Source organism: Pseudomonas putida (assembly GCF_050990305.1).
GTDB classification, from domain to species: domain Bacteria; phylum Pseudomonadota; class Gammaproteobacteria; order Pseudomonadales; family Pseudomonadaceae; genus Aquipseudomonas; species Aquipseudomonas putida_AH.
In genome coordinates this window covers 4,310,234-4,336,851 of sequence record NZ_CP158817.1, presented here as the reverse complement: position 1 = coordinate 4,336,851, position 26,618 = coordinate 4,310,234, and the positions used below count along the sequence as shown (strand labels likewise).

The following is a 26,618-nucleotide window of genomic DNA, read 5'->3' as shown; positions in this document are numbered from 1 at the left end:
TCTATCCGGATTCTACCCACGCTCCACGGTTGCCTAATTTCGAAGTTCAACCGTTTATGGGGGACGCATGCTGCAGAATATCAGGGACAATTCACAAGGCTGGATTGCCAAGACCATTATCGGGGTCATCGTTGCATTGATGGCTTTGACCGGTTTCGACGCCATTTTCAAGGCTACGACGCACAAAAACGAGGCGGCGAAGGTCAATGGCGATGAAATCAGCCAGAACGAGCTGAGCCAGGCGGTCGATATGCAACGCCGTCAACTCATGCAACAGCTGGGCAAGGATTTCGATGCTTCCTTGCTCGACGAAAAAATGCTGCGCGAATCGGCCCTCAAAGGCCTGATCGATCGCAAGCTTCTGCTGCAAGGCGCAGCAAGCTCGAAATTCGCTTTCTCCGAAGCGGCGCTGGACCAGGTCATCCTGCAAACGCCTGAGTTTCAGGTGGATGGCAAGTTTAGCCCTGAGCGTTTCGATCAGGTTATTCGTCAACTCGGTTACAGCCGCCTGCAATTCCGCCAGATGCTGGCTCAGGAAATGCTGATCGGCCAACTGCGTGCCGGTCTGGCGGGTAGTGGTTTCGTCACCGATGCACAGGTGCTGAACTTCGCTCGTCTGGAAAAGCAGACTCGCGATTTCGCTTCCCTGAACATCAAGGCTGACCCGGCAGCGGTCAAGCTGACCGACGATGAAGTCAAGGCCTACTACGACGAACACGCCAAGGAATTCATGACCCCGGATCAGGTGGTTATCGATTACCTGGAGTTAAAGAAGGCTTCCTTCTTTGATCAAGTCGGCGTCAAGGACGAAGACTTGCAAGCGGCGTATCAGAAAGAAATCGCCAATCTTTCCGAGCAACGTCGGGCTGCGCATATTCTGATCGAAGTGAACGACAAGACCACTGAGGCGCAAGCCAAGGCCAAGATCGACGATATCCAGGCCCGTCTGGCCAAAGGCGAGAAGTTCGAGGCCCTGGCCAAGGAATTCTCCCAGGATCCGGGTTCGGCCAACAACGGTGGTGACCTCGGCTACGCAGGTCCCGGTGTCTATGACCCAGCGTTCGAAAAAGCCCTGTATTCGTTGGCCAAGGATCAGGTTTCCGAGCCAGTACGTACTGACTTCGGTTTTCACCTGATCAAGCTGCTGGGTGTGGAAGCGCCTGAAGTGCCGACGTTCGCCAGCCTGAAAGACAAGCTGACCCGTGAACTGAAAGCACAGCAGGTCGAACAGCGTTTTGTCGAAGCCACCAAGCAATTGGAAGACGCCTCGTTCGAAGCCTCCGATCTGGCCCAGCCGGCTCAGGACCTGAAGCTGACCGTTCACACGTCCAAGCCGTTTGGCCGCGAAGGTGGTGAGGGTGTAACGGCCAACCGTGCCGTGATTGCCGCCGCGTTCAGCCCGGAAGTGCTGGATGAGGGTGCCAACAGTACGGCCATCGAACTCGATCCGGAAACCGTGATCGTGTTGCGTGCCAAGGAGCACCTCAAGCCTGCGCAATTGCCACTGGAGAACGTTGCAGGCCCGATTCGCGCCCAATTGGCCAAGGAGCACGCCAGTGCTGCCGCCAAGACCAAGGCTGAAGAGCTGATCGCCAGCCTGCGCGATGGCAAGACTGCACTGGACAACGCTGTCGACGGTCAGAACTGGAAAGTGACCGAAGCGGCGACCCGTGCTCAGGAAGGGGTTGATCCAACCGTACTGCAGGCTCTGTTCCGCATGCCTAAGCCTGCCGCCAAGGACAAGCCGACGTTCACCAGCGTGACCTTGCCCGATGGCAGCCTGACGATCGTGCGTCTGAATGGCGTCAACGAAGCCGCAGCGCCGACCGAAGAAGAGAAGGCTCAGTACCGTCGCTACCTCGCTTCGCGCGTTGGCCAGCAAGACTTCGCGGCTTACCGCAAGCTGCTGGAAAGCCAGGCCGACATCAAGCGTTTCTGATGTCGGACTGAGTGATGCGTGACACAGGAACCCCGGCCGAGAGGCCGGGGTTTTTTATGGCAGAATCAAAAGATCGCAGCCTTCGCCAGCGCCTACAGACGTACGACCGTAGGCGCTGGCGAAGGCTGCGATCTTTTTCGCGTTTGCGAAGCAATTCATGACCTTTTCCGTTTATAAGCGGTCAACACCCCTGTATCCGTTTTAAGACAGAATCGATGCGACGCTAAGCATCGATCTGTTGCACAATACGCCCCGAATCGTTTTCCCCAGGATGTTCAATGTTTAAATCATTTCCGATGCGTGTTGCCGGGCTGGCGTTGGTGCTGGCCGCCGCGGCCGGGTGCTCGTCGAAGAAAGCCGCCATCTATGAGCATGAGAACTTCGACGACTCCGGAACCTATTCCCGTAATTACCCTGTGACCGACGCACAAAGCTGCGAAGCCGCACGTCGGGCCTTGCTGAGCCAGGGCTATATCATCACCAGCAGTGATCCAAAACTGGTCAGCGGGCACAAGAGTTTCCAGCAGACCGGCGAGAACCATATGGAAATCAGTTTCAGTGTGGTCTGCGCTGATGACGGTAACGTCGAACATCACGCCACGGTGTTTGCCAATGCCCTGCAGGACAAGTACGCACTGAAGAAAACCAACAACTCCGCCAGCCTGGGGGTGGGTGTACTGGGTTCGGTGTCGATGCCGATCGGCTCCTCGGACGATTCCATGGTCAAGGTCGCGAGCGAAACCGTGACATCCGCCAAGTTCTACGAGCGTTTTTTTTCCTTGGTCGAGCTGTTCCTGCCCAAGGAAGCGAAAGAAGCGGCGCATATCGCCGATAAACCGAAAACCGATCTGGGCGTGCCTGAACCCAAGGCCACGCCAGCTCCGTTGGCCCCGCAAACCACCACAGAGCCAGCCCCTGCCGCGCAAGCGACAACACCCCCGACCGACGTCACTCCGGCGGCGTCCGAACCGGTAGCCCCGCCGCCTGAGGCCACACCGATTACCGCGACCCCGAGTGCCGAGCCGACGCCTGCCGTGGAAACGATCACGCCACCGAGCAACCCGAGCGACATCCCGCCACCCTCCGAGCCGATCCGGGCCATGCCGGTCAGCGGCCAATGATTGGCATGGACGCATGCTTGTAGGAGCGAGCTTGCTCGCGATAGTCGTTAACGATGGCGCGCGTTTTCTGGTTGAACGCGACGCTCATTAATCCATCGCGAGCAAGCTCGCTCCTACAGAAAAATCCTGTGATAAATTCCTGACCGCCTGCTACGTTTTATCTTGTAGCGACGAACTGTCGTGCCCGCGTCATTTTTCTTTCACTCGGGCACTTTAAGCTCAAGGCGCTGGTCATTTATTCAGACGTTTTTCGATGTGCTGTGGGGGATTTGAATATGGACGACTATCAAGAAGAACTGCTCGAATATCAGGCTTTCGAACTGGATCCGCCGGAGCCTGCGGAAGACGCTACCGAGCTGTAATCAACGCTTTCAGGCTGACTTTCTATGACTGCGGCGAAACTCGCCGGGTGTCTGTGCGGTCCAGCGCTTGAAGGCACGTTGAAACGCTTCGGCTGAGGCGAAGCCCAGCAGGTAGGCGATTTCTCCGAAGGCCAGTTCTGTATCGCGAATGTAGGTCATGGCCAGGTCGCGACGGGTGTCATTGAGAATGGCGCGAAACTGCGTGCCTTCTTCAGCCAGTTTGCGGCGCAATGTCCAGATCGGTAGCTTCAAACGTGCCGCCACTTCTTCCAGGTCGGGTTCCCGGCCACCATTGAGCAACGGTCCCAGCAACTGAGTGATGCGTTCACGCAGGCTGCGGGTGCGTGTCAGTTGCTCCAGCTCCCGCTCACACAACATCAACAGGTGGCGCCAGGTGCTCGGGCAATGCTCTGGGTTACGTTGTGCGAGGCTGGCCAGGCTCAGGCGCAGCTGGTTGTGCTCGGCGCCAAACTGAATCGGGCAGTCCCCCAGTACGTTGTAAGCGGCTTGGTAGTCGGGTGCTTCAAACTCGATTTCGATGCGCTCGGCCTGCAGCGGGGCAAGGCTCACGCTGGAAAGTTGATGCAGCCAGCCACAGAGGATCGAGTCGACGACGAAGCGGTTATAGTTGTTGTAGGGGCTGATGGAATAAAAACGCAGCCAGGCCCCCTGAGGGTCTTCGTGAAAGCTCGATTGACCGCGATAGTTGGAGCCATACAAGGCTTCGAAGCGAATCAGGCAACGTGCCGCTTCGCGCACCGTCGGCGCCTGGGCCGCCGTGACGCCGGCCAGGCCGACTTGGCTCAGACGGCTGAGCTGGCCCATGCGCAAGCCGAGCGCCGGGTCGTTGGTCAACGCAATGGCACTGTGTCCCAGGCGCATGAAGCGTGGAATGGACAGTCGGGCGCCGGCTTCACCCAAGCGGGCAGCATCGAGGCCGTACTGTTCGAGCAGGGGTTGCGGGTCTGCACCGTGACTGCTCACGGCATCGGCCAGACTGTGAACAATGCCCACCGTGAGGTCGCCGAGCCGCATGGGTAGCGGTTTCATGGGTTACAACCACAGGTTCAGCAAGCGCGCACCGTGAGCATTGCCATCGGCGAAATGCTGTCCGTTGCTGCTGAGAAAACTCTGGCCGGCACTGGCCTGGTCCCAGAATTGTCCACGCAAGAACACGCTCATGCCGGCGATCGCCTGACTGGAAGGGGGTTGAGCGGTCAGGGTCAAGCGATGCCAGGCCTGGCCTTCGCTCAGTTCCCCAGCCTTGAGGCTGACAGAGCTGGGTGTCGACGAGCCCACATAGCCGCGCCACGGTTGATCCCAGGTACCGCGGCCAGCAACGAACGCCGGGACCGCGACGATCCTTGCCTGCTGCTCGTCGAGCTTGCGGTAGTTGTCCGGGTACCAACTGTCGCTGCCGATCAGTACACCCAGTCGTCCGGCCGGGGTATCGACGACGTTGAGCGTGTGCTCGCGATTCGCCTTGATCGCGTCCTGCTGTTCGGAGACTGGGTGCATTTGCCGTTGAGGCTGACCGATCGGTACCCCGTCGCTGCCGAACACGACACTGCTATTGAACAGCGCGCCGCGACCGATTTTCAGGCGACCGTCGATGATGCTGGGCTCGGGTAACACGATGGAGCCCGCCACCAGGGTCACGTGAAATTCCTTTGCCAAACCGCCGAACAAGGCCTGGTAATCCTTGGCCATGCCTTTGGCTTTCATGCGCAGGTGAGCGTCATCCAGGCGACTGCGACCCTCAGCGCTGATCAGGGCTCGGACGAACTTCAAGGGATTACTGACCGCCAGCCAGTTCATGGCTTCCTTGAGGGTGGTGGCCTGGTACAACTCATCCTTTTCGCCGCTGACCATCAACCAAGTGCCGACATGTTCAGGCAGCACGACGATGGTTTTGTCGTTCAACAGACCTTGTTCCTGGGCTTTTTGCAGATAGGCCGCGAGTTTTCGATGCAGGCGCTCAGGGCTTTGATAATCGGTGGGAAACAGCTCGGGCTGGATGCCCAGCAGGTTGCCGCGGTCGCCGGGTGTACCCTGATCGATGGCCAGATTGATCCGCAGGTCCGACAGGTAATGACCCACCGGCCGGTCCGCGGCCCACATTGCGTAGGTCGTCAGGGCGGCGATCAACGCCATGGAGAAGGTCAGGTACAGAAATTTGCGCATGGGAAAGCAGTCGACAGCCTTGTGCAGGATTCATGATTCGGCATTCGGAATGGCATCGAGGCTACGGTAAAACCACGGCCCGGGGCTAGATAAACGTGTTTTTTTTGATTTTTTTTAACGTTTTGCATGGGGCCGGGTCGCACGCAGAACGTTCTGCCGCAACAAGGACAGTGTGCCGAATTCGTCATCGCAGCGGCCTAAAGCGATCAAGCCAGGGAGGTGCGAGTGCGCCAGTCTGCAGGGTCTGTTCAAGGAGTGGATTATGATCCGACTGACCCTGGCCGAAGCTCGCGAGCTGGCCGAATCGATCTTGCTGCACAACGGTTTTAACCTGGCCCACGCTCAGGCCGTTACCGCCACGGTGATTGCCGGTGAACGCGACGGTTGCGCCTCCCACGGATTGTACCGGGTTCTGGGCTGCGTCAACTCGCTCAGGGCCGGCAAGGTGGCGGCCGATGCCGAGCCGCAGGTGATCGATCAAGCGCCGTCGATTGTGCGTGTCGATGCCCGAGGCGGTTTTTCGCAACTGGCATTTCAGGCCGGTTTGCCGTTGCTGATGCACAAAACCCGGACCAATGGGATTGCCGCACTGGCGATCAATCGCTGCGTGCATTTCTCGGCGCTGTGGGTGGAGATCGAGCAACTGACCGCCGCTGGCCTGGTGGCGCTGGCGTGCAATCCCAGTCACGCCTGGGTGGCACCGGCCGGTGGTCACAAGCCGGTGTTCGGCACCAATCCCATTGCGTTCGGCTGGCCGCGTCCGGGCAAGGACCCGTTTGTGTTCGACTTCGCCACCAGCGCGATTGCCCGAGGTGATATCGAACTGCACCGGCGTGCCGGTAAGGCGATTCCCGAGGGTTGGGGCGTGGACGGGTTGGGGCAGCCGAGCACCGATGCCAACGTGGTGCTCGATGCCGGTGCGATGCTGACGTTCGGCGGGCACAAGGGCTCGGCGCTGGCGGCGATGGTGGAGTTGATCGCCGGGCCGTTGATCGGCGACCTGACCAGTGCCGAATCACTGGCCTTCGATGCCGGCAGCAAGTCGTCGCCGTACCATGGCGAACTGATCATCGCCTTCGATCCCAAGCGCTTTCTCGGTGACGCCAGCGAGCATCATCTGGCGCGCGCAGAAGTGCTGTTCGAGAGCATTCAGGGGCAGGGTGCACGGTTGCCATCGCAACGACGTTACGAGGCGCGAACGCGGAGTCTGGAGGAGGGTGTGCAGATTCCCGAGGCCTTGTACCACGACCTCAAGGCACTGCTGGGATAAGTTTGCCGGCAAGATAAAAATGCGCCACCGATAGATCGGTGGCGCATTCGATCAAAGCGGATCGCGCTGACTCATACCATCCACCAACCGCGCGATACCCAGCGGATTGGCGTTTTTCAACGGATCGGGCAACAGCGCGTCGGGGCAGTTCTGGTAACACACCGGGCGCAGGAACCGTTCGATGGCCAGGCTGCCGACCGAAGTGCCTCGGGCATCGGAAGTCGCCGGATAAGGCCCGCCATGCACCATGGCATCGCAGACTTCGACCCCGGTGGGGTAGCCGTTGAACAGCACTCGGCCGACTTTCTGTTCCAGCAGCGGCAGCAGTCCGGCGTGATGTTGCAGGTCGCCGGCCTCGGCGATCAGCGTCGCCGTGAGTTGCCCATGCAGGCTGTGCAAGACACGCTGCAGTTCGACTTCGTCGGCGACCTCCACCAGCACGGTCGCCGGCCCGAACACTTCTTCCTGCAACAGCGGATTGCCCTCAAGCAAAAGGCTGACGTCGGCCTGGAATAGTTGCGGTTGTGCCTGCGTGCCTTGTTGTTCATGCCCGGCCAGATGCTCGATACCCGGCTGCGCATGCAAGGCCTGCACACCCTTGGCATAGCTGCCGAGCGTGCCGCGATTGAGCATGGTCTGTGCCGGTTGTTCGGCCATCAGTGTGCTCAGCGTCGCGGTGAAGGTGCTGAATGCGGGCGAGCGAATGCCGATCACCAGGCCCGGATTGGTGCAGAACTGGCCGCAGCCCTGGACCACGGAAGCGACGAGTTCACCGGCAATTTTCTCGCCACGTGCCTGTAGTGCTTCGGGCAATACCACCACCGGATTGATGCTGCTCATCTCCGCAAACACCGGGATCGGCTGGGGCCGTGCGGCGGCCATATCGCACAACGCGCGACCACCCTTGAGCGAACCGGTAAAGCCCACGGCCTGGATCGCCGGATGCTTGACCAACGCTTCGCCGACCCCCGCACCGTAGATCATGTTGAACACGCCCTTGGGCATACCGGTTTGCTCGGCGGCGCGGATGATCGCCTCGGCCACCTGCTCGGCGGTCGCCATGTGCCCGCTGTGGGCCTTGAACACCACCGGACAACCGGCGGCCAGCGCGGCCGCGGTATCGCCACCGGCGGTGGAGAAGGCCAGCGGGAAATTGCTCGCACCGAACACCGCCACCGGCCCGACACCGATCCGGTATTGGCGCAAATCCACCCGTGGCAATGGCTGGCGCTCGGGCAGGGCGCGGTCGATGCGTGCCCCATAAAAATCACCGCGACGCAGGACTTGGGCAAACAGGCGCATCTGGTTGGCGGTACGCGCGCGTTCGCCCTGGATGCGAGCGGTCGGCAGTGCGGTCTCGCGGGTCAACAGGGCCACGAAGTCTTCGTCCAACGCCTCCAGTTGCGTGGCGATGGCCTCGAGAAACTCGGCACGACGGCTGGCCGGGAGCGAACGGAAGATAGGGTAGGCGGCTGCGGCGGCAAGGGCGGCGGCGTCGACTTCGGCCACGGTGGCCTGCATGAACGACCAGGGCAGTGCTTCACCGGTTGTGGCATCGAAGCTGTGCACGGCGGTGGCGCCAGCGGCGCTGCGCGCGCCGCCAATGTAGTTGTGTCCGATGATCTCGGGCATGAATAACTCCTGACGGAATGTGGGGCGGTGGTAAACCTGCGTGATCCGGTAAGCCGGCTCACGCAAGGCGCAAGTCAGGCCAGCGAATCGCCACGGCGAGTGGCAATCGGTTCGGCGCCATTTTGCGCGGCGACGCGGGCGGCGGATTCGCTGTCGACCAGATGCAGCGACTTGCCACGGGTTTCCCGGGTCAGGCCGACGGCGACGATGGAGATCAGCGAAGCGCCGACCAGATAGAGCGCGATCGGTGTCGAGCTGTGGTACTTGTTGAGCAGGGTGATCGCAATCAGCGGGGCGAGTGAGCCGGCGAAGATCGGCGCCACCTGGTAGCACAGTGACAACGCGGTATAGCGCACATGGGTCGGGAACATTTCGGCCATCAGCGCCGAGTAGGGCGCATAGGTCATGGACTCAATGGCCAGGCCCAGGGTAATGGCGGCCATGATCAGCCAGGCGTTGCCGGTGTCCATCATGGGAAAGCCGACGAAGCCCCAGAACGCCGTGAGCACCGCACCGACCAGGTATACCGGCTTGCGCCCGACCAGATCGGACAGATACCCCATCAGCGGAATCATGAAGAAGTGCAACAGGTGGGCGCCGAACATCAGCAGCAGAATTTCCGAGGTGTCCTTGTTCACCACCAGTTTCAGGTAAGTGATCGAGAAGGTGACGACGGTGTAGTAGAGGATGTTTTCGGCAAACCGCGCACCGATGCCCACCAGCACCGAGCGCCAGTGATGACGCAGTACTTCGACCACACCCAGTTGCTGCTGACGGGTTTGGGCTTGACGGGCCTGGGCCTGTTTGAAGATGGGGGCGTCATCGACGCTGGTGCGAATCCAGTAGCCGATCAATACGACGACGGCCGAGAACCAGAACGCCACGCGCCAGCCCCAGGCGAGAAATTGCTCCTCCGACAGGTTCGAAGACAACAGCAGCAAGGCCACCGTCGCCACCAGGTTCCCCGCCGGAACGCCGGCTTGCGGCCAACTGGCCCAGAAGCCGCGCCGGTTGTCCGGGCAGTGTTCGGACACCAGTAGAATCGCACCGCCCCATTCGCCACCGAAGGCGAAGCCCTGGATCAGTCGCAGCAGCACCAGCAGCACCGGCGCGGCGTAGCCGATCTGGTTGAAGCCGGGCAGGCAGCCCATCAGGAAGGTGGTGATGCCGACCACCACCAGGCTCAGTTGCAGCAGGCGCTTGCGGCCGAATTTGTCACCGTAATGACCGAACACCAGGCCGCCCAACGGACGGGCGAGAAAGCCCACGGCATACAGGGCGAAGGCGGCGATGATACCGTCGATGGCGCTGCCGGTCTGGCGAAAGAACAATTGACCGAAGACCAGCGCCGAGGCGGTGCCATAAAGGAAGAATTCATACCACTCGGCGACGGTACCAGCCATGGCGGCGGCCACGACACGCTTGAGTCCCGAGGGTGTGGTTGCGCTTTGCGGGTGTTGAGTGTTGGACATGCTGATGTTTCCTGTAGAGGCGCAAAAACAGGCAGCCGGGCCGGGTCCGCGAAGACCCGCCCGGCACTCACTCAGAGACCGACATCCGGCAGTTGCGGACGGTTGGCCAGGGCCTTGGCCATGATCTGCTCGACGAACACCCGATCAGCTTCCGGCAGCGCCAGGCGTGGTGGACGGGTCAGCGCGCTGCCGCGACCGGCGATGGCTTCGCACAACTTGATGCACTGCACCAGGTCGGCACGGGCGTCCAGGTGCAGGATTGGCATCAGCCATTCGTAGATCGGCATGGCTTCGGCAAAGCGTCCGGCCTTGGCCAGGCGGAAGATGGTTTCGCCTTCCTTGGGGAACACGTTGGACATGCCCGATACCCAGCCCTCGGCGCCCACGGCGATGCTTTCGAGCACCACGTCGTCCAGGCCCGCGAACAGCACGAAACGGTCACCCACTTCATTGCGCACGTCGATGAAGCGCCGGGTGTCACCGGAGGAGTCCTTGAAGCACACCACGTTGTCGCAGTCAGCCAGGGAAATCAGGATGTCCGGGGTGACGTCGTTTTTGTAGATCGGCGGGTTGTTGTAGACCATCAGCGGCACGTCGGCGTTTTTTGCCACGTAGCGGTAGTGCTCGGCGGTTTCGAACGGCTTGGAGCCGTAGACCAGCGCCGGCATCAGCATCACGCCATCGACACCGACCTTGCGCACGGCGTTGGCCACCTTGGCCGCTTGCACGCTGGTGAACTCGGCCACGCCGCAAATCACCGGCACCCGCCCGCGAGAGGCATCGACCGCTACTTCGGTCACGGCGATTTTTTCTTCAGCGGTCAACGATGTGTTTTCACCCACCGAACCGCACACCACCAGCCCCGAAACACCGTCACGGATGACGTTGGAAATCACCTGATGGGTCTTGTCCAAGTTGATGGAAAAGTCATCGTTGAATTGAGTGGTTACCGCAGGGAAGACGCCACTCCAGTTAATACGCTTGCTCATTGTTGCCTCCGGGTCGTTTTTTGTATTTCGTATACGATATTTAAAATGACAAAACTTGGCGAGTTCTTTTTTGGGTTTTTCAGGGTTTTTATTGGCCGTTGGTCCGAGCGTTCAGAAAGGGTCACTTAACGCCAGAGGCACTCAGGCCCCGGGCCAGGTGTCCGAAAGCCGATAACCTTGTGGCCATGGGTCGCTCGGATCGAGCAGCAACTGGTGAGTGCCGGTGATCCAGGCCCGACCGGAAATGCAGGGGTAGATGGCGGGGCGGCCGGCCACTTCAGTCAGTGAGTCAATGCGGCAGTGAAACTCGGAACCGATGATCGAGCGGCCGATGAAACGCTCGCCCACCCGCATCAATCCCTTGGCCTGCAACACCGCCATGCGCGCGGAGCAACCCGTACCGGTGGGGGATCGGTCGATCTTGCCCGGTTGAATCACCACCGCATTGGCACCGGTAGCGATGCCGTTTTCATATTCGATAGGCGCCGCGATCTGGCAGAAAGAAATGTGCGACCACTCGGGGTTCAGCGGATGGGTGAAGCCCAATTGTTCATTGGCCGCACGGGTGATTTTCAGACCAACCGCCACCAGATCGGCAGCCTCATCGGGGCGTATGGAGAAGCCCAGGCCCTTGGCATCGGCGATCACGAAGCTGTCGCCGCCATAGGCGGTATCGACCTTGAGCGAACCAAGCCCTGGCACTTCGATCCACGCATCCAGGCGATCGGCGAATGAGGGTACGTTCTTCACCTCCACCCGTTGGACCTTGCCGTCTCGACAATCGGCCACGGCCTCGATCAGGCCACCGGGGGCTTCGAGCACCAGCCGGGTTTGCGGTTCGGTCATCGGCAAAATGCCGGTGTCGAGCAACACGGTAGCCACGCACAATGAATTGGAGCCGGACATCGGCGGCGTGTCCGCCGGTTCCATGATGATCCAGGCCATCTGTGCCCGTGGGTCCTTGGCCGGCACCAGCAGGTTGACGTGGCGGAACACCCCGCCACGGGGCTCGTTGAGCACGAAGTTGCGCAGGGTGTCATCCCGTGCGATCCAGCGTGATTGTTCCCACACGGTAGCGCCGGGTGGTGGGGCGACACCGCCGACGATCACATCGCCGACTTCACCTTCGGCGTGGCAGCTGACTACATGAATCACTTTCGATGAGCGCATTATCGTTTCCTTGTGTTGTCTCGCGGGCGGATGCGTACCCCTGTAGGAGCTGCCGCAGGCTGCGATCTTTTGATTTTTGTTTTTAAAAAGACAAGATCAAAAGATCGCAGCCTGCGGCAGCTCCTACAGGGGGTGAGCATTCGCCTGCGATTGGGGTCACGGTTATTTCACCGACTTGAGAAACGCCGCCGTCTCGGCCTGCAGCGGATTGCCAATCACCTGGTCCGGCGAGCCGATCTCGTGCACCAGGCCGTTGCGAAAGAACGCCACGCGGTCGGACACGTCCCGGGCAAAGCGGATCTCGTGCGTCACCAGCACCATGGTCATGCCGTCCTCGGCGAGCATGCGCATGGTGTCCAGCACTTCACCGACCAGCTGCGGGTCGAGGGCCGAGGTGGCTTCGTCGAACAGCATGTAGTCCGGCGACATGGCCAGGGCGCGGGCGATGGCCATGCGCTGTTGCTGGCCGCCGGAGAGTTTGCCGGGGAACACCTTGAGCTTCTCGCCAAGTCCCACGTGGGTCAGTTGTTTCACCGCCAGTTCCTCCGCTTCGGCCTTGCTTTTGCCCAGCACCTTGCGCGGCGCCAGCATCACGTTTTCCAGCACGGTCAGGTGCGGGAAGGCGTTCCATTGCTGGAACACGATGCCGATCTTCTGCCGCAGGCGATTGAGGTCGGTGCCGCGCCCGTGCACCTCGACGCCGTCCACGCGGATGTTGCCTTTCTGGATCGGCTCCAGACCGTTGATGCACATCAGCAGCGTCGATTTGCCTGAGCCTGAGCCGCCGATGATGGAGACCACTTCGCCTTTGTCCACCGTCAGGCTGACACCCTTGACCACATCCAGATCGCCAAAGGATTTGTGTACGTTTTCGATCTCAATCATTTTCTTGCCACCTTCTTTCCAGACGAGCGCCGAGGCGTGCGACCACCAGGCTCATGACGTAGTAGATGAGGCCCGCAACGCACAGCACCAGCAGCGGTTCCTGAATGCGGGTCACGATGGTTTGCGAGGCGCGCAGCAATTCGACGATGCCGATCCACATCACCAGCGCGGTGTCTTTCATCACGCCCAGGACCAGGTTCAGCCAGCCGGGAAAGGCCACGCGGGTGGCGATCGGCAGGACGATCCAGCGCAGGTCCTGGAAGAAACTCAGGCCCAGCGAACGGCTGGCCCGGCGCAGGGTCGGCGGCACCGAGAGCACGCCGCCGCGCACGATTTCGGTGAAGTACGCCGCGGCGTACACCCCGAGCACGATGCAACCGACGCTGAATGCGCTGATGTTGAGGCCGACGATGCTCTTGAGTGAGTTGAACAGCACGAACTGGATCAGCAGCGGCACGCTGCGAAACACATCCAGTACCCAGGCCAGTGGCAGGGTCAGCCGTGGCAGCAGGGCGCGCAGCAGACCGAACAGTAGCCCCACGAGCGTGCCGAGCAAAATCGACCAGCAGGTCAGTTGCAGGGTGACCCAGGCGCCGTTGAGCAGGAACAGCAAATCGTTCCAGGAAAAGCTGGTGGAAAACATAGGTCACGTCCTCAGTAACGGAACAGCCGCCAGGCCATCAGCCGGGCCGTCGCGACGATGGCCTTGGCGATCAGGTAATACAGCACCGCCGCGATGGTGAAGTACTCGAAGGAGCGGAACGTCTTGACGTTGTAGTCCTGGGTCACGCCCGTGAGGTCGTTGTTGAGCCCCACGATCACCCCCAGCGAAGTCATCAACACCGCCCAGACCATCTGGTTGCTTAACGGGTAGAACACGATCCGCAACAGCTGCGGCACCACAATCATCCGGTAAGCCTGGAAGGCGCTCATGCCCAGCGAGCGCGCGGCGCGCACTTGCGTGCCGGGCACGGCCTTGAGCCCGCCGCGAAAGTTTTCCGCCAGATAGCCGGCATTGTTGAAGGTGATCCCGGCCAGCAGCGCCAACCAGGAGCTGACATGCAGCCCCATCGAACCCAGGCCGAAATACAACACGTAGATCTGGAACAGCGACGGCGTGTTGCGGGCAATCGACACCCAGCCGTTGCCAATACCACGCAGCAGCGGGTTCCGGGTTTCACGCATGACCGTCAGGGCCAGGGCGATCAGAACGCCGAAAATCATCGACAGTGCGGCAGTCTCAAACGTGACCCAGGCACCGGCGAGCATGTCCGGCAAGGCGCGCAGGGTCGCACGCCACTGGAAGGTGTAATCAAACATGCGCGGGGGTCTCCATCGGCAGGGCAGGTTGCAACCAGGTCGGCAGCCGCCCGCTGGCGGTGCCAGTGCAGGCGGCATCGACACATTCGGCGAGGCTGGCGAAGTGCACGGTGCGCCCCACCAGACCCGGTGCGTAATGGGCGTATTTGCCCGAGTTGGTCATCAAAGTGGTGGCAGCCGGCGGGATCACGGGCTCGCCGAGCATGCACCAGCAAGTGTCGGTCACCAGCGTGGCGCCGAAGGCTTCGATTGCGTCGAGGTGCCCGGCTGTGCGCGCCTGTTCCAGCACCGCACGACCGCAGGTAATGGCGAGCACCACCTGGGGATGTTTGCGTCGGCCACGGCACAGACGCGCCAGGTGGGCGAATTCGCCGAGGGAGAAATGCGGGTTACCCAAAGTGACCGCATCCACCCGATTGTCCCGGGCGCTGTTGAGTTCACGCCAACTGAGCAACAGGTCCTCCAGGCGGACCCTTTGCACCGGCAACGCAATGTCCGGTTCCAACACCTGCGATGGGTCGAGTGCTTCGGGGGTTATCCCGGCGATGTGGAACAGCGGCGCAGCGGAGGTAGTGGCAAACGCCGCGCCGAAGGCCTTCAGGTCATCCAGATCCGGCTGTTGCTGTTGCAGTCCAAGCACCAGCGGGATCCGGCTGCCGGCGAGGGCGCCGATGTGGTAGCCGAGCAAGGGGTAGAACACATCATCGAGTTCACTCAACGGCGGTAACTCGATCAGCAGTTGCGCCTTGCGTTGTGCGTCCAGATGACAACCGATCAGAGGCGCGCGGCCGGTCAGGGCGATGCAGATATCCAGGTAGTCCGGGTACTTGAGGGTGCGTGCGCCGAGCACGCTGTTGGCGTAGACCACCGCGTTGGATTCGGCCCAGACGATCTGCTCGCCAGCCTTCGGTGCGCTGTCGAGCAAGTAGGGCGCGCAGGTGAAACTGAGTTGCGCGCCCATCGCCATGTAGGCGTCGCCCAAGGCACTGGCCGGTACGCCGAGCGCCGGGTCGATGCCCAATTCGCGCCAGCGACGCTGGTCGACGGAAATCGAATTGAGGGTGGTGGGCACGCGAACCTTCGCACCCCACTGCACCAATTGTTCGGCAAAGCGCAGGCTCGCGGGGCCGGTGTAAATGCAGCCGTCGATGTGGGCCTGGGTGACATCCACCAGACGCGGTGCGCCCTGGATGTGCGCCATGCGCAGGACGATCTGCATCGCCATTTGCGCGGCCTTGCCATGTTCGCCATCGAGTAGCGCGCGGTCGAACTCGGTGAGTTCGATGTGATAGCGGACTTCGCGGGTATCCAACGGCGTGTCGGTGGCCTGCCAGCTATCGACAGGCACCTGATCGAACACCCGCACCGACGCATTTTCCACGCGAGCAAAGGCCCCGCCGCGCAAGGCGGCGAAGGCCTCCCGACCGATGCACAGCACCGGCAGGGAACGCTCGAAAATGGTCTGAGCGACCAGCACGCCCAGGGTCAGGATCTCATCGGCTTCGGCCAGTACCAGCGCGGCTGGCGCATGTCCGTTGCTGATCAGTTCCATCAGCACACTGCTGCCGGTACAGGAGCCGCGACCGCTGGGTATGGCCAGCACCCGACCGGCCAGGCATTGGCCGCTCAGCGCATGGTGACGGTCGATGATCTCGCCAGTGCAGGGATCGACGCCGCCCCAGAAGCTCAAGCCCACATCGGCGAACAGCAGTTCGCCCTGGGCCCAGCCCGCCACCAGACTACGGCCCGTGAGAGTAGATCCAGGCATGCTGGACATCTCAGTAGTAGACCTTCGGCACGGTCAGGTCGGTCGGCGGGATTTCGGTACCGACCCATTTGGTGAACAACTCGTTGTAGCGACCGCTGCGCACCTGCTGGTTGACGAACAGGTTGAGGTAGTTGAGCAAACCGTACTCGCTGCGTTTGGCACCCAGGGACACATAGTCGATGGTGTACGGTGCGTTACCGGCGACTTTCAGGTTCTTGTATTTGCCTGACTTGATCGTCGCGGCAGCCACGGTATTGGTCACCACCGTGGCGTCAATGTGACCCTGGGCCACCGCCAGCAGCGTGTCGTTTTGCGACTGGTAGGCACGGAAGGAACCACTGCCCCATTTCTTCACATCGCCCTCCAGGGCGATGGCTTCGAAGGTGCCGCTGGTGTTGCCCAGGGCCTTGCCCTTGAGGTCGCTGAAATTGTTGATGCCAGTGTCGTCGCGGGTCAGCACCACCATCTGGAAGGCGAAGTAGGGCACGGTGAGGCCGACGGTCTTGGCCCGTTCGAGGGTGTCGGAGGTAGAGGCGACGATTACGTCTGCGCGCCCGGAGATCAGCGCCGGAATGCGGTCGGGGAACGGCGTTTCCACCACTTCGGCCTCCACGCCCAGGATCTTCGCCAGGTCGTTGCAATAGTCCACGTCGAAACCGGCCGGGCTGTTGCTCGCATCACGGAAGCCCATGGGCGGGAAGTCCAGGGTCACGGCACAGCGCAGCTTGCCCGAACCGATGATGTCGTCGAGCTTGTCGGCGTGCGCGGTAGCGATGAAGGAGGTACTGAGAACAGCGCTGAGGGCTACGGCAAATGCGGAGTTTTTCATAGAGGCCTCGTTGTCGGAAAATGCTGTTAGATATCGTATTGGGGATTTCGTATACGATATTAGCTGTTAGCAATGAGCGTGCCGATATTTTTTTCCCCGCTGAAATTCCAACCGACCCTTGAGACAGGGCGGTTCAGGACAAGGCAACGAAAGTAGTGGCGCGATGGCGCGAAACGCAGGGTGTTACGGAAGGGAGCAGGGCGCGTGTGAAACGCACCCTAACGGAACATCTCAGTGACGTCCTTCCCGATACTGGCTGGGCGAGAGACTGGTGAGGGCGCGGAACTGACGGCTGAATGCACTGTGGTCGGTGTAACCGCAACGCAGGGCGATTTCGGTGATGGGCAGATCAGTTTCCAGCAACAGCTGCGAGCCTTCTTCGAGGCGGGCTTTGTGGATCATTTGCCGTGGCGTGAGCTGGAACACCCGTTTGCAATGGCGTTCCAGTTGAGCCACGGAAAACCCGGCAATGGCGGTCAGTTCGGCCAGGCTGATAGGACGGGCGAAATGGCGACGGATATGCGCGTCCACCGCGGCGAGTTTCTGGAACGCCGGGTGATTGGACTGGGGCAGTTGCAGATCGCGCGAGATCCCGGCCAGGCCAACGATCCGCCCCTGATCGTCGTGCAACGCGAGCTTGTGAGTCAGGCACCAGACCGGCTGATTGCCCAGATACAGGTGCAATTCCAGTTGATCGGCCAGTTCGCGGCCGGTGGACAGCACGCGACGATCCTGTTCGGTGTACAGCGGGCCGAAGCGTGCGGGGAAGACCTGGTCGGCGGTCAGTCCGAGCAACTGTTCACTGCGTTTGAAACCGCAGCGCAAGGCCAGCGTCTGGTTGACGAAGACGTAGCGGGCCTGGGTGTCCTTGATGAAAAACGCCACGTCCGACAGGGTGTCGAGCAGCGTCGCGATGGGCTGCAGGCTGCTCAGCAGGGTGGGCAGGTCACAAGGTTTGAAGGCATTGAGTGACGGGAACATGGGGTTGGGGGCCTTGGGGGGACAGCGGGATCATAAAGACTCGCCGTCATGGCTGGAACCCCGGTGCCGGGCATGCCTCTGTAGGAGCGAGCATGCTCGCGATGGCTTTGCGTCTGGCGACTTATTTTTGATGGTGTACATTTCCATTGCTGCGGTAACGGCCGCTTATGGTTCCGCCCTTACGGCGGGTCACTTTGGAAAAGCCTACGCGGCCCGGCGCAAAGTAACCAAAACGCTTGATCCCCTGACGTACGGTGCCTCGCCTGGGCTCGGCATACCCTCGCTCCGGCATTCATCCGGGGGCATCGCCTCTGGATAAACGCCTCCACTCGGCCTCCCGACGGGGCGGATCAAAATCAAAAGCCGACGAGGCGAGCTGACACTCGACCTTGCTTGGCGCGGTCCCGTGTAGGAGCTGCCGAAGGCTGCGATCTTTTGATCTTGTTTTTAAATCAAAAGATCGCAGCCTCGTTGCACTCGACAGCTCCTACACAGGTCCCCAAATGGGCACATACCTGTGGGAGCTGGCTTGCCAGCGAAGGCGGCCTGACAGCCGACCGTGATTTCACGGATGTACCCGCCCCCTTGTAGGAGCGAGCATGCTCGCGATGGTCGTCAACGATAACGCTGGTCGCCTGACACCCCGCGGTGTCCTGGCGTTCATCGCGAGCATGCTCGCTCCTACAGGGGTCGCGATCTGCTTTAGCTTTGGCTTTTGATCTTGATTTTGACCTGCCCCGTCGGAAGGCCGAGTGGAGGTGTTCATCCGGGGGTAAGGCGCGTAGCGCCGTGCGGCGAAGCTGCACACATCGAGAGGAGGTGCAGCGCAGCAAACCGGAGGCGATGCCCCCGGATGAATACCGGAGCGAGGGAATGCCGAGCCTAGGCGAGGCACCGTACGTCAGGGGATAAAAGCGCTTGGTTACTTGGCGCTTTTCCAAGTAACCCGCCGTAAGGGCGGAACCATTAGCAGCCGTGACCGCAGGAATGGATATGTACTCGACAAGGAGGCCGCCATCGCGAGCATGCTCGCTCCTACAGAAGACTCCATCAAACCTTCAAGCCGGCGGTGCGTCATCCACACACAACAACGTTTCAATCCGGGCCGGACTGAACGGCGGCCTTGGCGCCGAGGGTTGCCAGTCGAACAAATACTGCAAGGCCCCCCCACACACACGCCCCTGACACGCTCCCATGCCGCATCGACTGGCCAGCTTGGCACCACGCCAATCAGCGTGCCCGGCGACGGCGGCATAGGGAACATCTTCACAGCGACAGACCAGCGTATCGGCCCGCGCCAATGCCTTGAGCTGCGGATCAAGCCGGAAAGCATTGTTCAACGCCCTGGCAAAGCCTTGCCAACGCGCCCGACGCGGCCATAGCTGTCGGGCTGCTTCGGTGTTACCAACAGCCGCATGCCCGGCGATAGCCCCTTCCACCAGTGCCAGTTCGCTGCCGCCAAACCCGGTGCATTCACCGGCGGCGAAGTGATTGGTCACGCTCGTCGCCTGCCAGCCATCGACCGCGAGCGCCGTGCCGGCCAGTTCGCAACCCAGCGCCTGGCCGAGCTGCGTGTTGGGGATCAGGGCGAAACCACAGGCCAGACGATCACAGGCCAGCTCGACGATTTTGCCTTGTTGGCGCAGGCGCACCGCTTCCAGTCGTTGATTGCCCAAGGCTTCGACGACGTGGGTACCGGTGCGGTACTGGCGGTCGAACAGGGTAAAGGATTGCATCCACTTGCCCGGCCAGCGTGGCAGTTGCAAGGCGAACCCGGCGACCGTCAGCGAAGGGGCCTGCTCGGCAATGCGCAGCACCTGGGCACCGTTGTGTTTCGCCGTGGCCGCGCTGGCCAGTAACAAAGGACCGCTGCCGGCGATTACCACGCGTTCGCCCTGCACCGGCAAGCCACCTTTGATCAGTGCCTGAAGTCCCCCGGCCCCGGTGACGCCTGGCAAGGTCCAGCCAGGGAAGGGCAGCAGCAATTCGCGGGCGCCGGTGCACAGAATCAGCTTGTCGTAGTCGATCAGCCAGCCGTGATCGGCGTCTTCCACCAGCAACTGATTGGGCGCGGTACAGGCGATCACCCGAGTGCCGGGGTGGTGACGGATATTGTGGCTGGCGTGCAGGCGCTCACGCATCTGCCGCGCTTGATCCGGCAGACTGGCTTGCGGCCCGTCACGCCAGATCTGTCCGCCCGCCAGCGGGTTGTCGTCGAGCAGCACAATGCGCGCGCCACTGGAGGCGGCGGCGAGGGCGGCGCTCATGCCGGCAGGGCCGGCGCCAATGATCAGCAGGTCGGCGTATTCGTTCATGGTCGGGTCTGCACCTGCATGTCGTCCTGGCACAGGGTTTGGCAAGCCAGCCGACGACGGCCATTGATGGTCACCCGGCATTCCTGGCAAATGCCCATGCCGCATAGCGGTGCGCGCCGCTGACCGCTGACCGAAGTGCGACTGCAACCGTCGCCGGCCACGGCCAGCGCTGCAGCCACCGTGGTGCCCTCGGCCACTCGCAGGGCACAACCGTCCAGGATCAAATCAGGCATGGATGGCCTCCCCGAGAAAGCGTTGCGGTAGATAGGGTTGCGCCGCCAGTGGCGGCGTCTCTCCGAATAATTGCGCGGCCAGTAGATCGGCGGTGCCGGGGGCGGTGGTGACCCCGAGTCCTTCGTGACCGACGGCCAGCCACAGGCCTTTGCGTTGTGGATGCTCGCCCAGCAGCGGCAGGCCGTCGGGGCTGGCCGCGCGAAAACCGGTCCAGGCGCGGATGCCATTGAGTTGCGCCAGGCCGGGCATGTACTCGGTGGCGCGCTTGAGCATTTTCGCCAGCATCCAGCCTTCGACCTGCGGATCGGTGGTGCCGAATTGCCGCGAGGCGCCGATGAACAATTGCCCGGTCGGTCGCGGCTGGATATTGCAGGCCGTCGACGGTCCCGTGGCGTTGTGGGCGCTGGTGACATAGCCCAGCTCCACCAGCGTATGGGTGACCTTGCCGGGGTAACGGTCAGTGATCAGCAGATGGCCTTTTTTCGGCTCGATCGGCAATTCCGGGCACAGCTCGGTGGCCTGAATGCCATTGGCCAAAATGACCGCCTCGGCATGCAGCCACTGGCCGTCGTCGAGGCGCACGCGGTTGCCGTCGACTTCGCTGACCCGTGCCCGCCGTTGTTCGATATGGGTGTTGTCGAGCATCCAATGGGCCGTCGCCGGGGCGTACAGAATGCCGTCGCCGTTGATCAGCAGGCCACCCTCGAGGTCTTCGCACAATGCCGGCTCACGGCTGTGCAAGGCGCGGCGGGCGATCAGCTCGCAGGCAACACCCTGAGCCTGCAGGTTCAGGTATTTGCTTTCGGCCACGGCCATTTCTTCGGCATTGGCCGCCAGCCACAAGGTGCCGTTGTTACGGTAAGCGCAACCCTCGGGCAGGTCCGGTCCCTGTTCGCGCCAGCGTTGCAGCGAGTATTGACTCAGGGCCAGTTCAGCCGGGTTGTCATCCAGCACGAGCAAGTGCCCCATGCCCGCCGCCGTCGCACCGTGCAGGCCGGCGTCCAGCACCAGCACGCGCAAGCCGCGCCGGGCCAGTACCTGGGCGCAAGCGGCGCCGATGATGCCGGCACCGATCACGATCACATCGGCCACCTGGCCCTGGATCATGGGCGAATGCCCCAGGCGAACGGGTCATCCTGTTCGATGATCAGACTGGCCTCGGCGCTGATGAAGGCGCGGCCACGAATGGTTGGAACGATGCGCTCCCCTTGCCATTGGTACGAGCCCTCGAATTCGCTGCCGATCACGCTCGCCTGACGCCAGATCTGCCCCGGCTGCAATTTGTCATCGGCTGCCAGGCACGCCAGTTTGGCGCTGGTGCCGGTGCCGCACGGTGAGCGGTCATAAGCCTTGCCGGGGCAGAGCACGAAATTGCGGCTGTCGGCCTGGGCGTCGTCGGCGAACAGTTCGACATGATCGATCAACCCGCCGTCTTCGCCGCGTATGCCCTGATTCTCCAGTGCCTGCTGCACAGCGTAGGTATAGACGGTCAGCGCATCGAGGTTGTCGCTGGCGACCCGCTGGCCGTGATCGGCGATCAGGAAAAACCAGTTGCCGCCCCAGGCGATATCACCGACCACTTCGCCGATCCCCGGCACCTGCAACGCCACCGTCTTGCGATAGCGGTAGGCCGGCACGTTGCGCACGCTGACGGAGTGATCCGGATGCAGGGTCGCTTGCACCGTGCCCACCGGCGTTTCGATGCTGTGCACGCCCGGACCGATCTTGCCCAGATGCGCCAGAGAGGCCACAAGGCCGATGGTGCCGTGGCCGCACATGCCCAAATAGCCGGTGTTGTTGAAGAAAATTACCCCGGCGCACGCGCTCGGGTCGACCGGCTCGCACAACAGGGCGCCGACCAGCACATCGCTGCCCCGTGGTTCGAGGACGCAGGCGGCGCGCCAATGGTCATGTTTTTCAGCCAGCTGCTGTCGACGCTCGGCCATGCTGCCGGTGCCCAGGTCGGGAAAGCCGGCGGTCACCAGGCGGGTCGGTTCGCCGCCGGTGTGGGAGTCAATCACGGTGATGCGTTTCATGAAGGCCACGTCCGTTCAGATGAGTGAACGCAAGAGTGGCCTGTGCGGGGCATGGGCGGCTTGATGTTTTTAGCCTGTGCCGATGACGAAATCGGCACAGTGCAAAAAGCCGTCAGTGGTGGTGGGGCAGGTGCTCGAACAGGGTCTTGCAGACGCCGGCAATGTGCTCGTCAAGCAGCTTCACCGCCCGGTCGACGTCACCGGCGCGGCAGGCGGCGATGATCTCTCGGTGCTCGTGGTCGGCGCGTTCCTTTCCGGCCGACAGACTCATTTGCATGCGCAGGTAGCGTTCCAGCTTGTCGTTGACCGAGCGGATCAGACCCACCAGAAACGGCCGTTGCGCCGGTTCGTAGAGGCAGGCGTGCAGCTCCCAGTTGAGCTCTGCCCAGCGTCCGACGTCATCCTCGCCGACGAACTCCTGGCAGATGCTCTCGGCGCGGGCGAAGGTGGCTTCGGTCATGTTGGGAATGGCCAGGCGCAGCACCTTGTCTTCGAGCAGCATGCGCACTTCGAACATCTGCGCCAGTTCCGCATCGGACACCCGCGTGACCATCGCCCCGCGATTGCGCTGGAACATCACCAGGCCTTCGGCCTCCAGACGCTTGAGGGCCTCTCGCACGGGGATCTTGCTGACGTTGAACTGCCGGGCAATGTCGTCCTGGCGAATCGGTTCGTCCTCGGCGAAATGCCCGGCGACGATGGCATCACGCAGATGACGGGTGATGATTTCCGATGTCGAAGGCGCGTTGCCTAGATCGGGGGCATTGAATTTGGGTAGGGTCACGGCGGCGGTCGTTCGGAGTTGTTTGGCGATATGGTATACGAATTTTCGGGCGCCACTCACTGCGCCCGCACGGTTGGCCGACAGTTAGCTGCACAATTGGATCATTAAGTTGTCACTTACGGTCATTGAGCGGTCCGGGGAGTGCTCATAGTCTGTAACGCATGACTGAGGGGCGCCGAAGAGCGCCCGCCTTTTTCCGTGATCGCTCGTTGTGGAGTTACCGATGACCGCCGCTCATTACCCGCACCTGTTGGCCCCGCTGGACCTGGGTTTTACCACGTTGCGCAATCGTACCCTGATGGGCTCGATGCACACCGGTCTTGAGGAAAAGCCCGGTGGTTTCGAGCGCATGGCGGCGTATTTCGCCGAACGTGCCCGTGGCGGTGTGGGTCTGATGGTCACCGGCGGTATCGGCCCGAACGACGAGGGTGGCGTGTACTCCGGTGCGGCCAAGCTGACCACCGAGGAAGAGGCGCTCAAGCATCAGATCGTGACCCGCGCGGTGCACGAGGCAGGCGGCAAGATCTGCATGCAGATCCTTCATGCCGGCCGTTATGCCTACAGCCCGAAACAGGTCGCCCCTAGCGCCATCCAGGCGCCGATCAACCCGTTCAAGCCTAAAGAGCTGGACGAGGACGGCATCGAGAAGCAGATCCGCGACTTCGTCACCTGCTCGACCCTGGCGCAACAGGCCGAGTACGACGGCGTCGAAATCATGGGCTCGGAAGGTTATTTCATTAACCAGTTCCTCGCCGCCCACACCAACCATCGCACTGACCGCTGGGGCGGCAGCTACGAAAACCGTATGCGCCTGCCGGTGGAAATCGTGCGTCGGGTGCGTGAAGCGGTCGGCCCCAACTTCATCATTATTTTCCGTCTGTCGATGCTCGACCTGGTGGAAGGCGGCAGCACCTGGGAAGAGATCGTGCAGTTGGCCAAGGCCATCGAGCAGGCCGGTGCGACCATCATCAACACCGGTATCGGCTGGCACGAAGCGCGGATTCCGACCATCGCCACCAAGGTTCCCCGTGCGGCCTTCAGCAAGGTCACGGCCAAGCTGCGCGGATCGGTGAACATCCCGTTGATCACCACCAACCGCATCAACACCCCGGAAGTCGCCGAGCAGATCCTGGCCGAAGGCGATGCCGACATGGTGTCCATGGCGCGGCCGTTCCTCGCCGACGCGGACTTCGTCAACAAAGCCGCCGAGGGCCGCGCCGACGAAATCAACACCTGCATCGGGTGCAACCAGGCCTGCCTGGACCACACCTTCGGCGGCAAGTTGACCAGTTGCCTGGTCAACCCGCGTGCCTGCCACGAGACTGAACTCAACTATCTGCCGGTGCAGCAACTGAAGAAGATCGCCGTGGTCGGTGCAGGTCCCGCCGGTTTGTCTGCAGCGACGGTTGCCGCTGAGCGAGGCCATCAGGTGACGCTGTTTGATTCGGCCAGCGAAATCGGCGGCCAGTTCAACGTCGCCAAGCGTGTGCCGGGCAAGGAAGAGTTCTACGAAACCCTGCGCTATTTCGGCCGTAAATTGCAGACCACTAACGTCGAGGTGTGCCTGAACACCCGTGTTGATGTGGCCAGCCTGGTCGAGGGTGGTTACGACGAGATTATCCTGGCCACCGGTATTGCGCCGCGAGTGCCGGCCATTCCCGGCGTGGAGCATGCCAAGGTGCTGAGCTACCTGGACGTGCTGCTTGAGCGCAAACCGGTGGGCAAGCGTGTCGCGGTGATCGGCGCTGGCGGTATCGGTTTCGACGTCTCGGAGTTCCTGGTTCATCAAGGGCAGGCCACCAGCCTGAACCGCGAAGAATTCTGGAAAGAGTGGGGCATCGATACGCACCTGGAAGCGCGCGGCGGTGTCGCCGGCATCAAGGCCACGCCCCATGCACCGGCCCGCGAAGTGTTCCTGCTGCAACGCAAGAAATCCAAGGTCGGCGACGGCCTGGGCAAGACCACCGGCTGGATTCACCGCACGGGCCTCAAGAACAAGCAGGTGCAGATGCTCAACAGCGTCGAATACCTGAAGATCGATGATGAAGGCCTGCACATCCGCATCGGCGAAGCCGGTGAGCCTCAGGTGCTGCCGGTGGACAACATCGTGATCTGTGCCGGGCAGGACCCGCTGCGCGAATTGCAGGAAGGCCTGGTGGCGGCAGGGCAGAACGTGCACCTGATCGGTGGTGCGGATGTGGCAGCGGAGCTGGATGCCAAGCGGGCGATCAATCAGGGTTCGCGGTTGGCGGCGCAGTTGTAATACACAGGCCCATGCTTTTCGCGGGCAAGCCTCGCTCCTACAGTCACATTGGAACCGTAGGAGCGAGGCTTGCCCGCGAAAGCGTCCTCAAGCCTGCTAAGATGCCGACTGTTTTACTAGAGCCAGCATCAATGCTTCTCCCTCCCAACGACTGGCTACCCAAAGCCCCCCTCGAACGCCTCCCTCTCGACTGGCTCACCAAGGCCGGTATCGAAGTCGCCATCCTGCGCCTGGACCTCATCGACCCGCTGATCAGCGGCAACAAGTGGTTCAAGCTCATCGAACACCTCAAGGCCGCCGACCGAACAGCTGCCAAGGGCATCATCAGCCTGGGTGGCGCGCACTCCAACCACCTGCATGCACTGGCGGCGGCCGGCAAGCGCTTCGGCTTTGCCACGGTGGGGTTATTGCGTGGGCATCCGCAGGAAACACCAACGGTCAAGGACTTGCAGGCGTTCGGCATGCAACTGCATTGGCTGGGCTATGGCGGTTATCGCGCGCGGCACGATCCCGGATTCTGGGAGCCATGGCTGGCGCAGTACCCCGATCTGTTTGCGGTCCCGGAAGGTGGCGGCGGTTTATCGGGCGCAGAGGGGTGCATGCAGCTCAAGGCATTCGTGCGCGAGCAACTGAACGGTCTGGCGTGGAGCGACTACGACGCCTGGTGGCTGGCCTGCGGAACCGGCACCACCCTGGCCGGGTTGGTGCTGGCCGAAGCTGGCGATCATCCGGTCTACGGCGCGTTGGCGGTGCCTGACGATCATGGGGTGGCGCAGCAGGTCGAGCGGATTCTGGAGGAGGCGGATGTGACAAACGCCGTCTATGAACTGTTCGACGCCAGCCGGGGTGGCTTTGCCAAGGTTGATCCGCAGCTGCTCGAATTCATCGAACAAACCGAACACGCCAGCGGCGTGCCCCTTGAACCGTTGTACACCGGCAAGGCATTAATGGCGCTCAGACAGCAAGTCGAGGCGGGAAAATTTGCTCCAGGTACGCGGCTGATATTCATGCATACCGGCGGCTTGCAGGGGCGGCGGGGGTTAACACCCAAATAACTGTAGGAG

22 protein-coding genes are annotated in these 26,618 nt (G+C 61.8%); 5 read left to right on the top strand and 17 right to left on the bottom strand.

Features of this window, described 5'->3' with window-relative positions:
* Positions 1-67 precede the first annotated feature (67 nt).
* Both ABTV22_RS19445 and ABTV22_RS19440 read left to right on the top strand, forming a co-directional pair.
* The gene (locus ABTV22_RS19445; protein ID WP_433736119.1) at positions 68-1,939 is read left to right on the top strand and encodes a SurA N-terminal domain-containing protein; all 1,872 of its coding nucleotides are present in this window, start codon (positions 68-70) and stop codon (positions 1,937-1,939) included.
* 278 nt (positions 1,940-2,217) lie between these two features.
* The gene (locus ABTV22_RS19440) at positions 2,218-3,060 is read left to right on the top strand and encodes a DUF2242 domain-containing protein (RefSeq protein ID WP_433736118.1); all 843 of its coding nucleotides are present in this window, start codon (positions 2,218-2,220) and stop codon (positions 3,058-3,060) included.
* Positions 3,061-3,431: 371 nt separating this feature from the next.
* Here the strand turns inward: ABTV22_RS19440 and ABTV22_RS19435 are convergent, their stop codons facing one another.
* Positions 3,432-4,472 carry an AraC family transcriptional regulator gene (locus ABTV22_RS19435; RefSeq protein ID WP_433736117.1) on the bottom strand — a complete coding sequence of 347 codons (1,041 nt, stop codon included), beginning with the start codon at positions 4,470-4,472 and terminating at the stop codon, positions 3,432-3,434.
* A 3-nt stretch (positions 4,473-4,475) separates the two neighbouring features.
* On the bottom strand, positions 4,476-5,606 hold the full coding sequence (locus ABTV22_RS19430; protein WP_433736116.1) for a carbon-nitrogen hydrolase family protein: 1,131 nt from the start codon (positions 5,604-5,606) through the stop codon (positions 4,476-4,478).
* Positions 5,607-5,868: 262 nt separating this feature from the next.
* Here ABTV22_RS19430 and ABTV22_RS19425 point away from each other — a divergent pair, with 262 nt between their 5' ends.
* Positions 5,869-6,876: an Ldh family oxidoreductase gene (locus tag ABTV22_RS19425; protein ID WP_433736115.1), complete on the top strand. Its 1,008-nt coding sequence runs from the start codon at positions 5,869-5,871 to the stop codon at positions 6,874-6,876.
* Positions 6,877-6,927: 51 nt separating this feature from the next.
* Here the strand turns inward: ABTV22_RS19425 and ABTV22_RS19420 are convergent, their stop codons facing one another.
* The 15 genes from ABTV22_RS19420 to ABTV22_RS19350 all read right to left on the bottom strand — a co-directional run bounded on the left by ABTV22_RS19420 (position 6,928) and on the right by ABTV22_RS19350 (position 23,291).
* On the bottom strand, positions 6,928-8,508 hold the full coding sequence (locus ABTV22_RS19420) for an aldehyde dehydrogenase (NADP(+)) (RefSeq protein ID WP_433736114.1): 1,581 nt from the start codon (positions 8,506-8,508) through the stop codon (positions 6,928-6,930).
* A 74-nt stretch (positions 8,509-8,582) separates the two neighbouring features.
* Entirely contained in the window at positions 8,583-9,980 is a 1,398-nt protein-coding gene (abaF, locus tag ABTV22_RS19415; RefSeq protein ID WP_433736113.1) for a fosfomycin efflux MFS transporter AbaF, read from the bottom strand.
* A gap of 71 nt (positions 9,981-10,051) precedes the next feature.
* Positions 10,052-10,969: a dihydrodipicolinate synthase family protein gene (locus tag ABTV22_RS19410; RefSeq protein ID WP_007944309.1), complete on the bottom strand. Its 918-nt coding sequence runs from the start codon at positions 10,967-10,969 to the stop codon at positions 10,052-10,054.
* 141 nt (positions 10,970-11,110) lie between these two features.
* Positions 11,111-12,139 (bottom strand): trans-3-hydroxy-L-proline dehydratase, encoded by a 1,029-nt coding sequence (locus tag ABTV22_RS19405; RefSeq protein ID WP_433736112.1) that lies wholly within the window; start codon positions 12,137-12,139, stop codon positions 11,111-11,113.
* 162 nt (positions 12,140-12,301) lie between these two features.
* On the bottom strand, positions 12,302-13,024 hold the full coding sequence (locus ABTV22_RS19400) for an amino acid ABC transporter ATP-binding protein (RefSeq protein ID WP_433736111.1): 723 nt from the start codon (positions 13,022-13,024) through the stop codon (positions 12,302-12,304).
* A complete protein-coding gene (locus ABTV22_RS19395; protein ID WP_433736110.1) occupies positions 13,017-13,667 on the bottom strand; it encodes an amino acid ABC transporter permease in 651 nt (216 codons plus the stop codon). The genes ABTV22_RS19400 and ABTV22_RS19395 overlap by 8 nt, the downstream gene beginning before the upstream one ends.
* An 11-nt stretch (positions 13,668-13,678) precedes the next feature.
* Entirely contained in the window at positions 13,679-14,344 is a 666-nt protein-coding gene (locus tag ABTV22_RS19390) for an amino acid ABC transporter permease (RefSeq protein ID WP_433736109.1), read from the bottom strand.
* Positions 14,337-16,112 (bottom strand): cis-3-hydroxy-L-proline dehydratase, encoded by a 1,776-nt coding sequence (gene lhpI / locus ABTV22_RS19385; protein WP_433736108.1) that lies wholly within the window; start codon positions 16,110-16,112, stop codon positions 14,337-14,339. The genes ABTV22_RS19390 and lhpI overlap by 8 nt, the downstream gene beginning before the upstream one ends.
* A gap of 10 nt (positions 16,113-16,122) precedes the next feature.
* Entirely contained in the window at positions 16,123-16,941 is an 819-nt protein-coding gene (locus ABTV22_RS19380; RefSeq protein WP_433736107.1) for a transporter substrate-binding domain-containing protein, read from the bottom strand.
* A gap of 231 nt (positions 16,942-17,172) precedes the next feature.
* Positions 17,173-17,922 (bottom strand): helix-turn-helix domain-containing protein, encoded by a 750-nt coding sequence (locus ABTV22_RS19375; RefSeq protein ID WP_433736106.1) that lies wholly within the window; start codon positions 17,920-17,922, stop codon positions 17,173-17,175.
* A gap of 1,058 nt (positions 17,923-18,980) precedes the next feature.
* Positions 18,981-20,237 carry an FAD-dependent oxidoreductase gene (locus ABTV22_RS19370; protein WP_433736105.1) on the bottom strand — a complete coding sequence of 419 codons (1,257 nt, stop codon included), beginning with the start codon at positions 20,235-20,237 and terminating at the stop codon, positions 18,981-18,983.
* Entirely contained in the window at positions 20,234-20,470 is a 237-nt protein-coding gene (locus ABTV22_RS19365; RefSeq protein WP_433736104.1) for a 2Fe-2S iron-sulfur cluster-binding protein, read from the bottom strand. Before ABTV22_RS19365 ends, ABTV22_RS19370 begins: the two co-directional genes overlap by 4 nt.
* Positions 20,463-21,578: an NAD(P)/FAD-dependent oxidoreductase gene (locus ABTV22_RS19360; RefSeq protein WP_433736103.1), complete on the bottom strand. Its 1,116-nt coding sequence runs from the start codon at positions 21,576-21,578 to the stop codon at positions 20,463-20,465. The genes ABTV22_RS19365 and ABTV22_RS19360 overlap by 8 nt, the downstream gene beginning before the upstream one ends.
* Positions 21,575-22,507 (bottom strand): 4-hydroxyproline epimerase, encoded by a 933-nt coding sequence (locus ABTV22_RS19355; RefSeq protein ID WP_433736102.1) that lies wholly within the window; start codon positions 22,505-22,507, stop codon positions 21,575-21,577. Before ABTV22_RS19355 ends, ABTV22_RS19360 begins: the two co-directional genes overlap by 4 nt.
* Before the next feature lie 112 nt (positions 22,508-22,619).
* Positions 22,620-23,291, bottom strand: a complete 672-nt coding sequence (locus tag ABTV22_RS19350) for a GntR family transcriptional regulator (protein WP_110963867.1) — start codon at positions 23,289-23,291, stop codon at positions 22,620-22,622.
* Between the two features lie 223 nt (positions 23,292-23,514).
* On the opposite strand from ABTV22_RS19350, the gene ABTV22_RS19345 reads away from it, so the two are divergent.
* Together ABTV22_RS19345 and ABTV22_RS19340 are read left to right on the top strand one after the other, a co-directional pair.
* Positions 23,515-25,554 carry an FAD-dependent oxidoreductase gene (locus ABTV22_RS19345; RefSeq protein ID WP_433736101.1) on the top strand — a complete coding sequence of 680 codons (2,040 nt, stop codon included), beginning with the start codon at positions 23,515-23,517 and terminating at the stop codon, positions 25,552-25,554.
* A 131-nt stretch (positions 25,555-25,685) separates the two neighbouring features.
* Positions 25,686-26,609, top strand: coding sequence for a 1-aminocyclopropane-1-carboxylate deaminase/D-cysteine desulfhydrase (locus ABTV22_RS19340; RefSeq protein ID WP_433736100.1), 924 nt, complete (start codon positions 25,686-25,688; stop codon positions 26,607-26,609).
* The last annotated feature ends 9 nt before the right edge of the window (positions 26,610-26,618 follow it).

Excerpts from the sequence above, each read along its gene's own strand:
- ABTV22_RS19390 (WP_433736109.1), bottom strand. The coding sequence starts at position 14,344 with ATGTTTGATTACACCTTCCAGTGGCGTGCGACCCTGCGCGCCTTGCCG.
- ABTV22_RS19340 (WP_433736100.1), top strand. The coding sequence starts at position 25,686 with ATGCTTCTCCCTCCCAACGACTGGCTACCCAAAGCCCCCCTCGAACGC.
- ABTV22_RS19370 (WP_433736105.1), bottom strand. The coding sequence starts at position 20,237 with ATGAACGAATACGCCGACCTGCTGATCATTGGCGCCGGCCCTGCCGGC.
- ABTV22_RS19355 (WP_433736102.1), bottom strand. The coding sequence starts at position 22,507 with ATGAAACGCATCACCGTGATTGACTCCCACACCGGCGGCGAACCGACC.
- ABTV22_RS19435 (WP_433736117.1), bottom strand. The coding sequence starts at position 4,472 with ATGAAACCGCTACCCATGCGGCTCGGCGACCTCACGGTGGGCATTGTT.
- ABTV22_RS19345 (WP_433736101.1), top strand. The coding sequence starts at position 23,515 with ATGACCGCCGCTCATTACCCGCACCTGTTGGCCCCGCTGGACCTGGGT.
- ABTV22_RS19365 (WP_433736104.1), bottom strand. The coding sequence starts at position 20,470 with ATGCCTGATTTGATCCTGGACGGTTGTGCCCTGCGAGTGGCCGAGGGC.
- ABTV22_RS19420 (WP_433736114.1), bottom strand. The coding sequence starts at position 8,508 with ATGCCCGAGATCATCGGACACAACTACATTGGCGGCGCGCGCAGCGCC.
- ABTV22_RS19410 (WP_007944309.1), bottom strand. The coding sequence starts at position 10,969 with ATGAGCAAGCGTATTAACTGGAGTGGCGTCTTCCCTGCGGTAACCACT.
- lhpI (WP_433736108.1), bottom strand. The coding sequence starts at position 16,112 with ATGCCTGGATCTACTCTCACGGGCCGTAGTCTGGTGGCGGGCTGGGCC.
- ABTV22_RS19440 (WP_433736118.1), top strand. The coding sequence starts at position 2,218 with ATGTTTAAATCATTTCCGATGCGTGTTGCCGGGCTGGCGTTGGTGCTG.
- ABTV22_RS19360 (WP_433736103.1), bottom strand. The coding sequence starts at position 21,578 with ATGATCCAGGGCCAGGTGGCCGATGTGATCGTGATCGGTGCCGGCATC.
- ABTV22_RS19375 (WP_433736106.1), bottom strand. The coding sequence starts at position 17,922 with ATGTTCCCGTCACTCAATGCCTTCAAACCTTGTGACCTGCCCACCCTG.
- ABTV22_RS19425 (WP_433736115.1), top strand. The coding sequence starts at position 5,869 with ATGATCCGACTGACCCTGGCCGAAGCTCGCGAGCTGGCCGAATCGATC.
- ABTV22_RS19445 (WP_433736119.1), top strand. The coding sequence starts at position 68 with ATGCTGCAGAATATCAGGGACAATTCACAAGGCTGGATTGCCAAGACC.
- ABTV22_RS19380 (WP_433736107.1), bottom strand. The coding sequence starts at position 16,941 with ATGAAAAACTCCGCATTTGCCGTAGCCCTCAGCGCTGTTCTCAGTACC.
- ABTV22_RS19430 (WP_433736116.1), bottom strand. The coding sequence starts at position 5,606 with ATGCGCAAATTTCTGTACCTGACCTTCTCCATGGCGTTGATCGCCGCC.
- ABTV22_RS19395 (WP_433736110.1), bottom strand. The coding sequence starts at position 13,667 with ATGTTTTCCACCAGCTTTTCCTGGAACGATTTGCTGTTCCTGCTCAAC.
- ABTV22_RS19400 (WP_433736111.1), bottom strand. The coding sequence starts at position 13,024 with ATGATTGAGATCGAAAACGTACACAAATCCTTTGGCGATCTGGATGTG.
- ABTV22_RS19405 (WP_433736112.1), bottom strand. The coding sequence starts at position 12,139 with ATGCGCTCATCGAAAGTGATTCATGTAGTCAGCTGCCACGCCGAAGGT.
- abaF (WP_433736113.1), bottom strand. The coding sequence starts at position 9,980 with ATGTCCAACACTCAACACCCGCAAAGCGCAACCACACCCTCGGGACTC.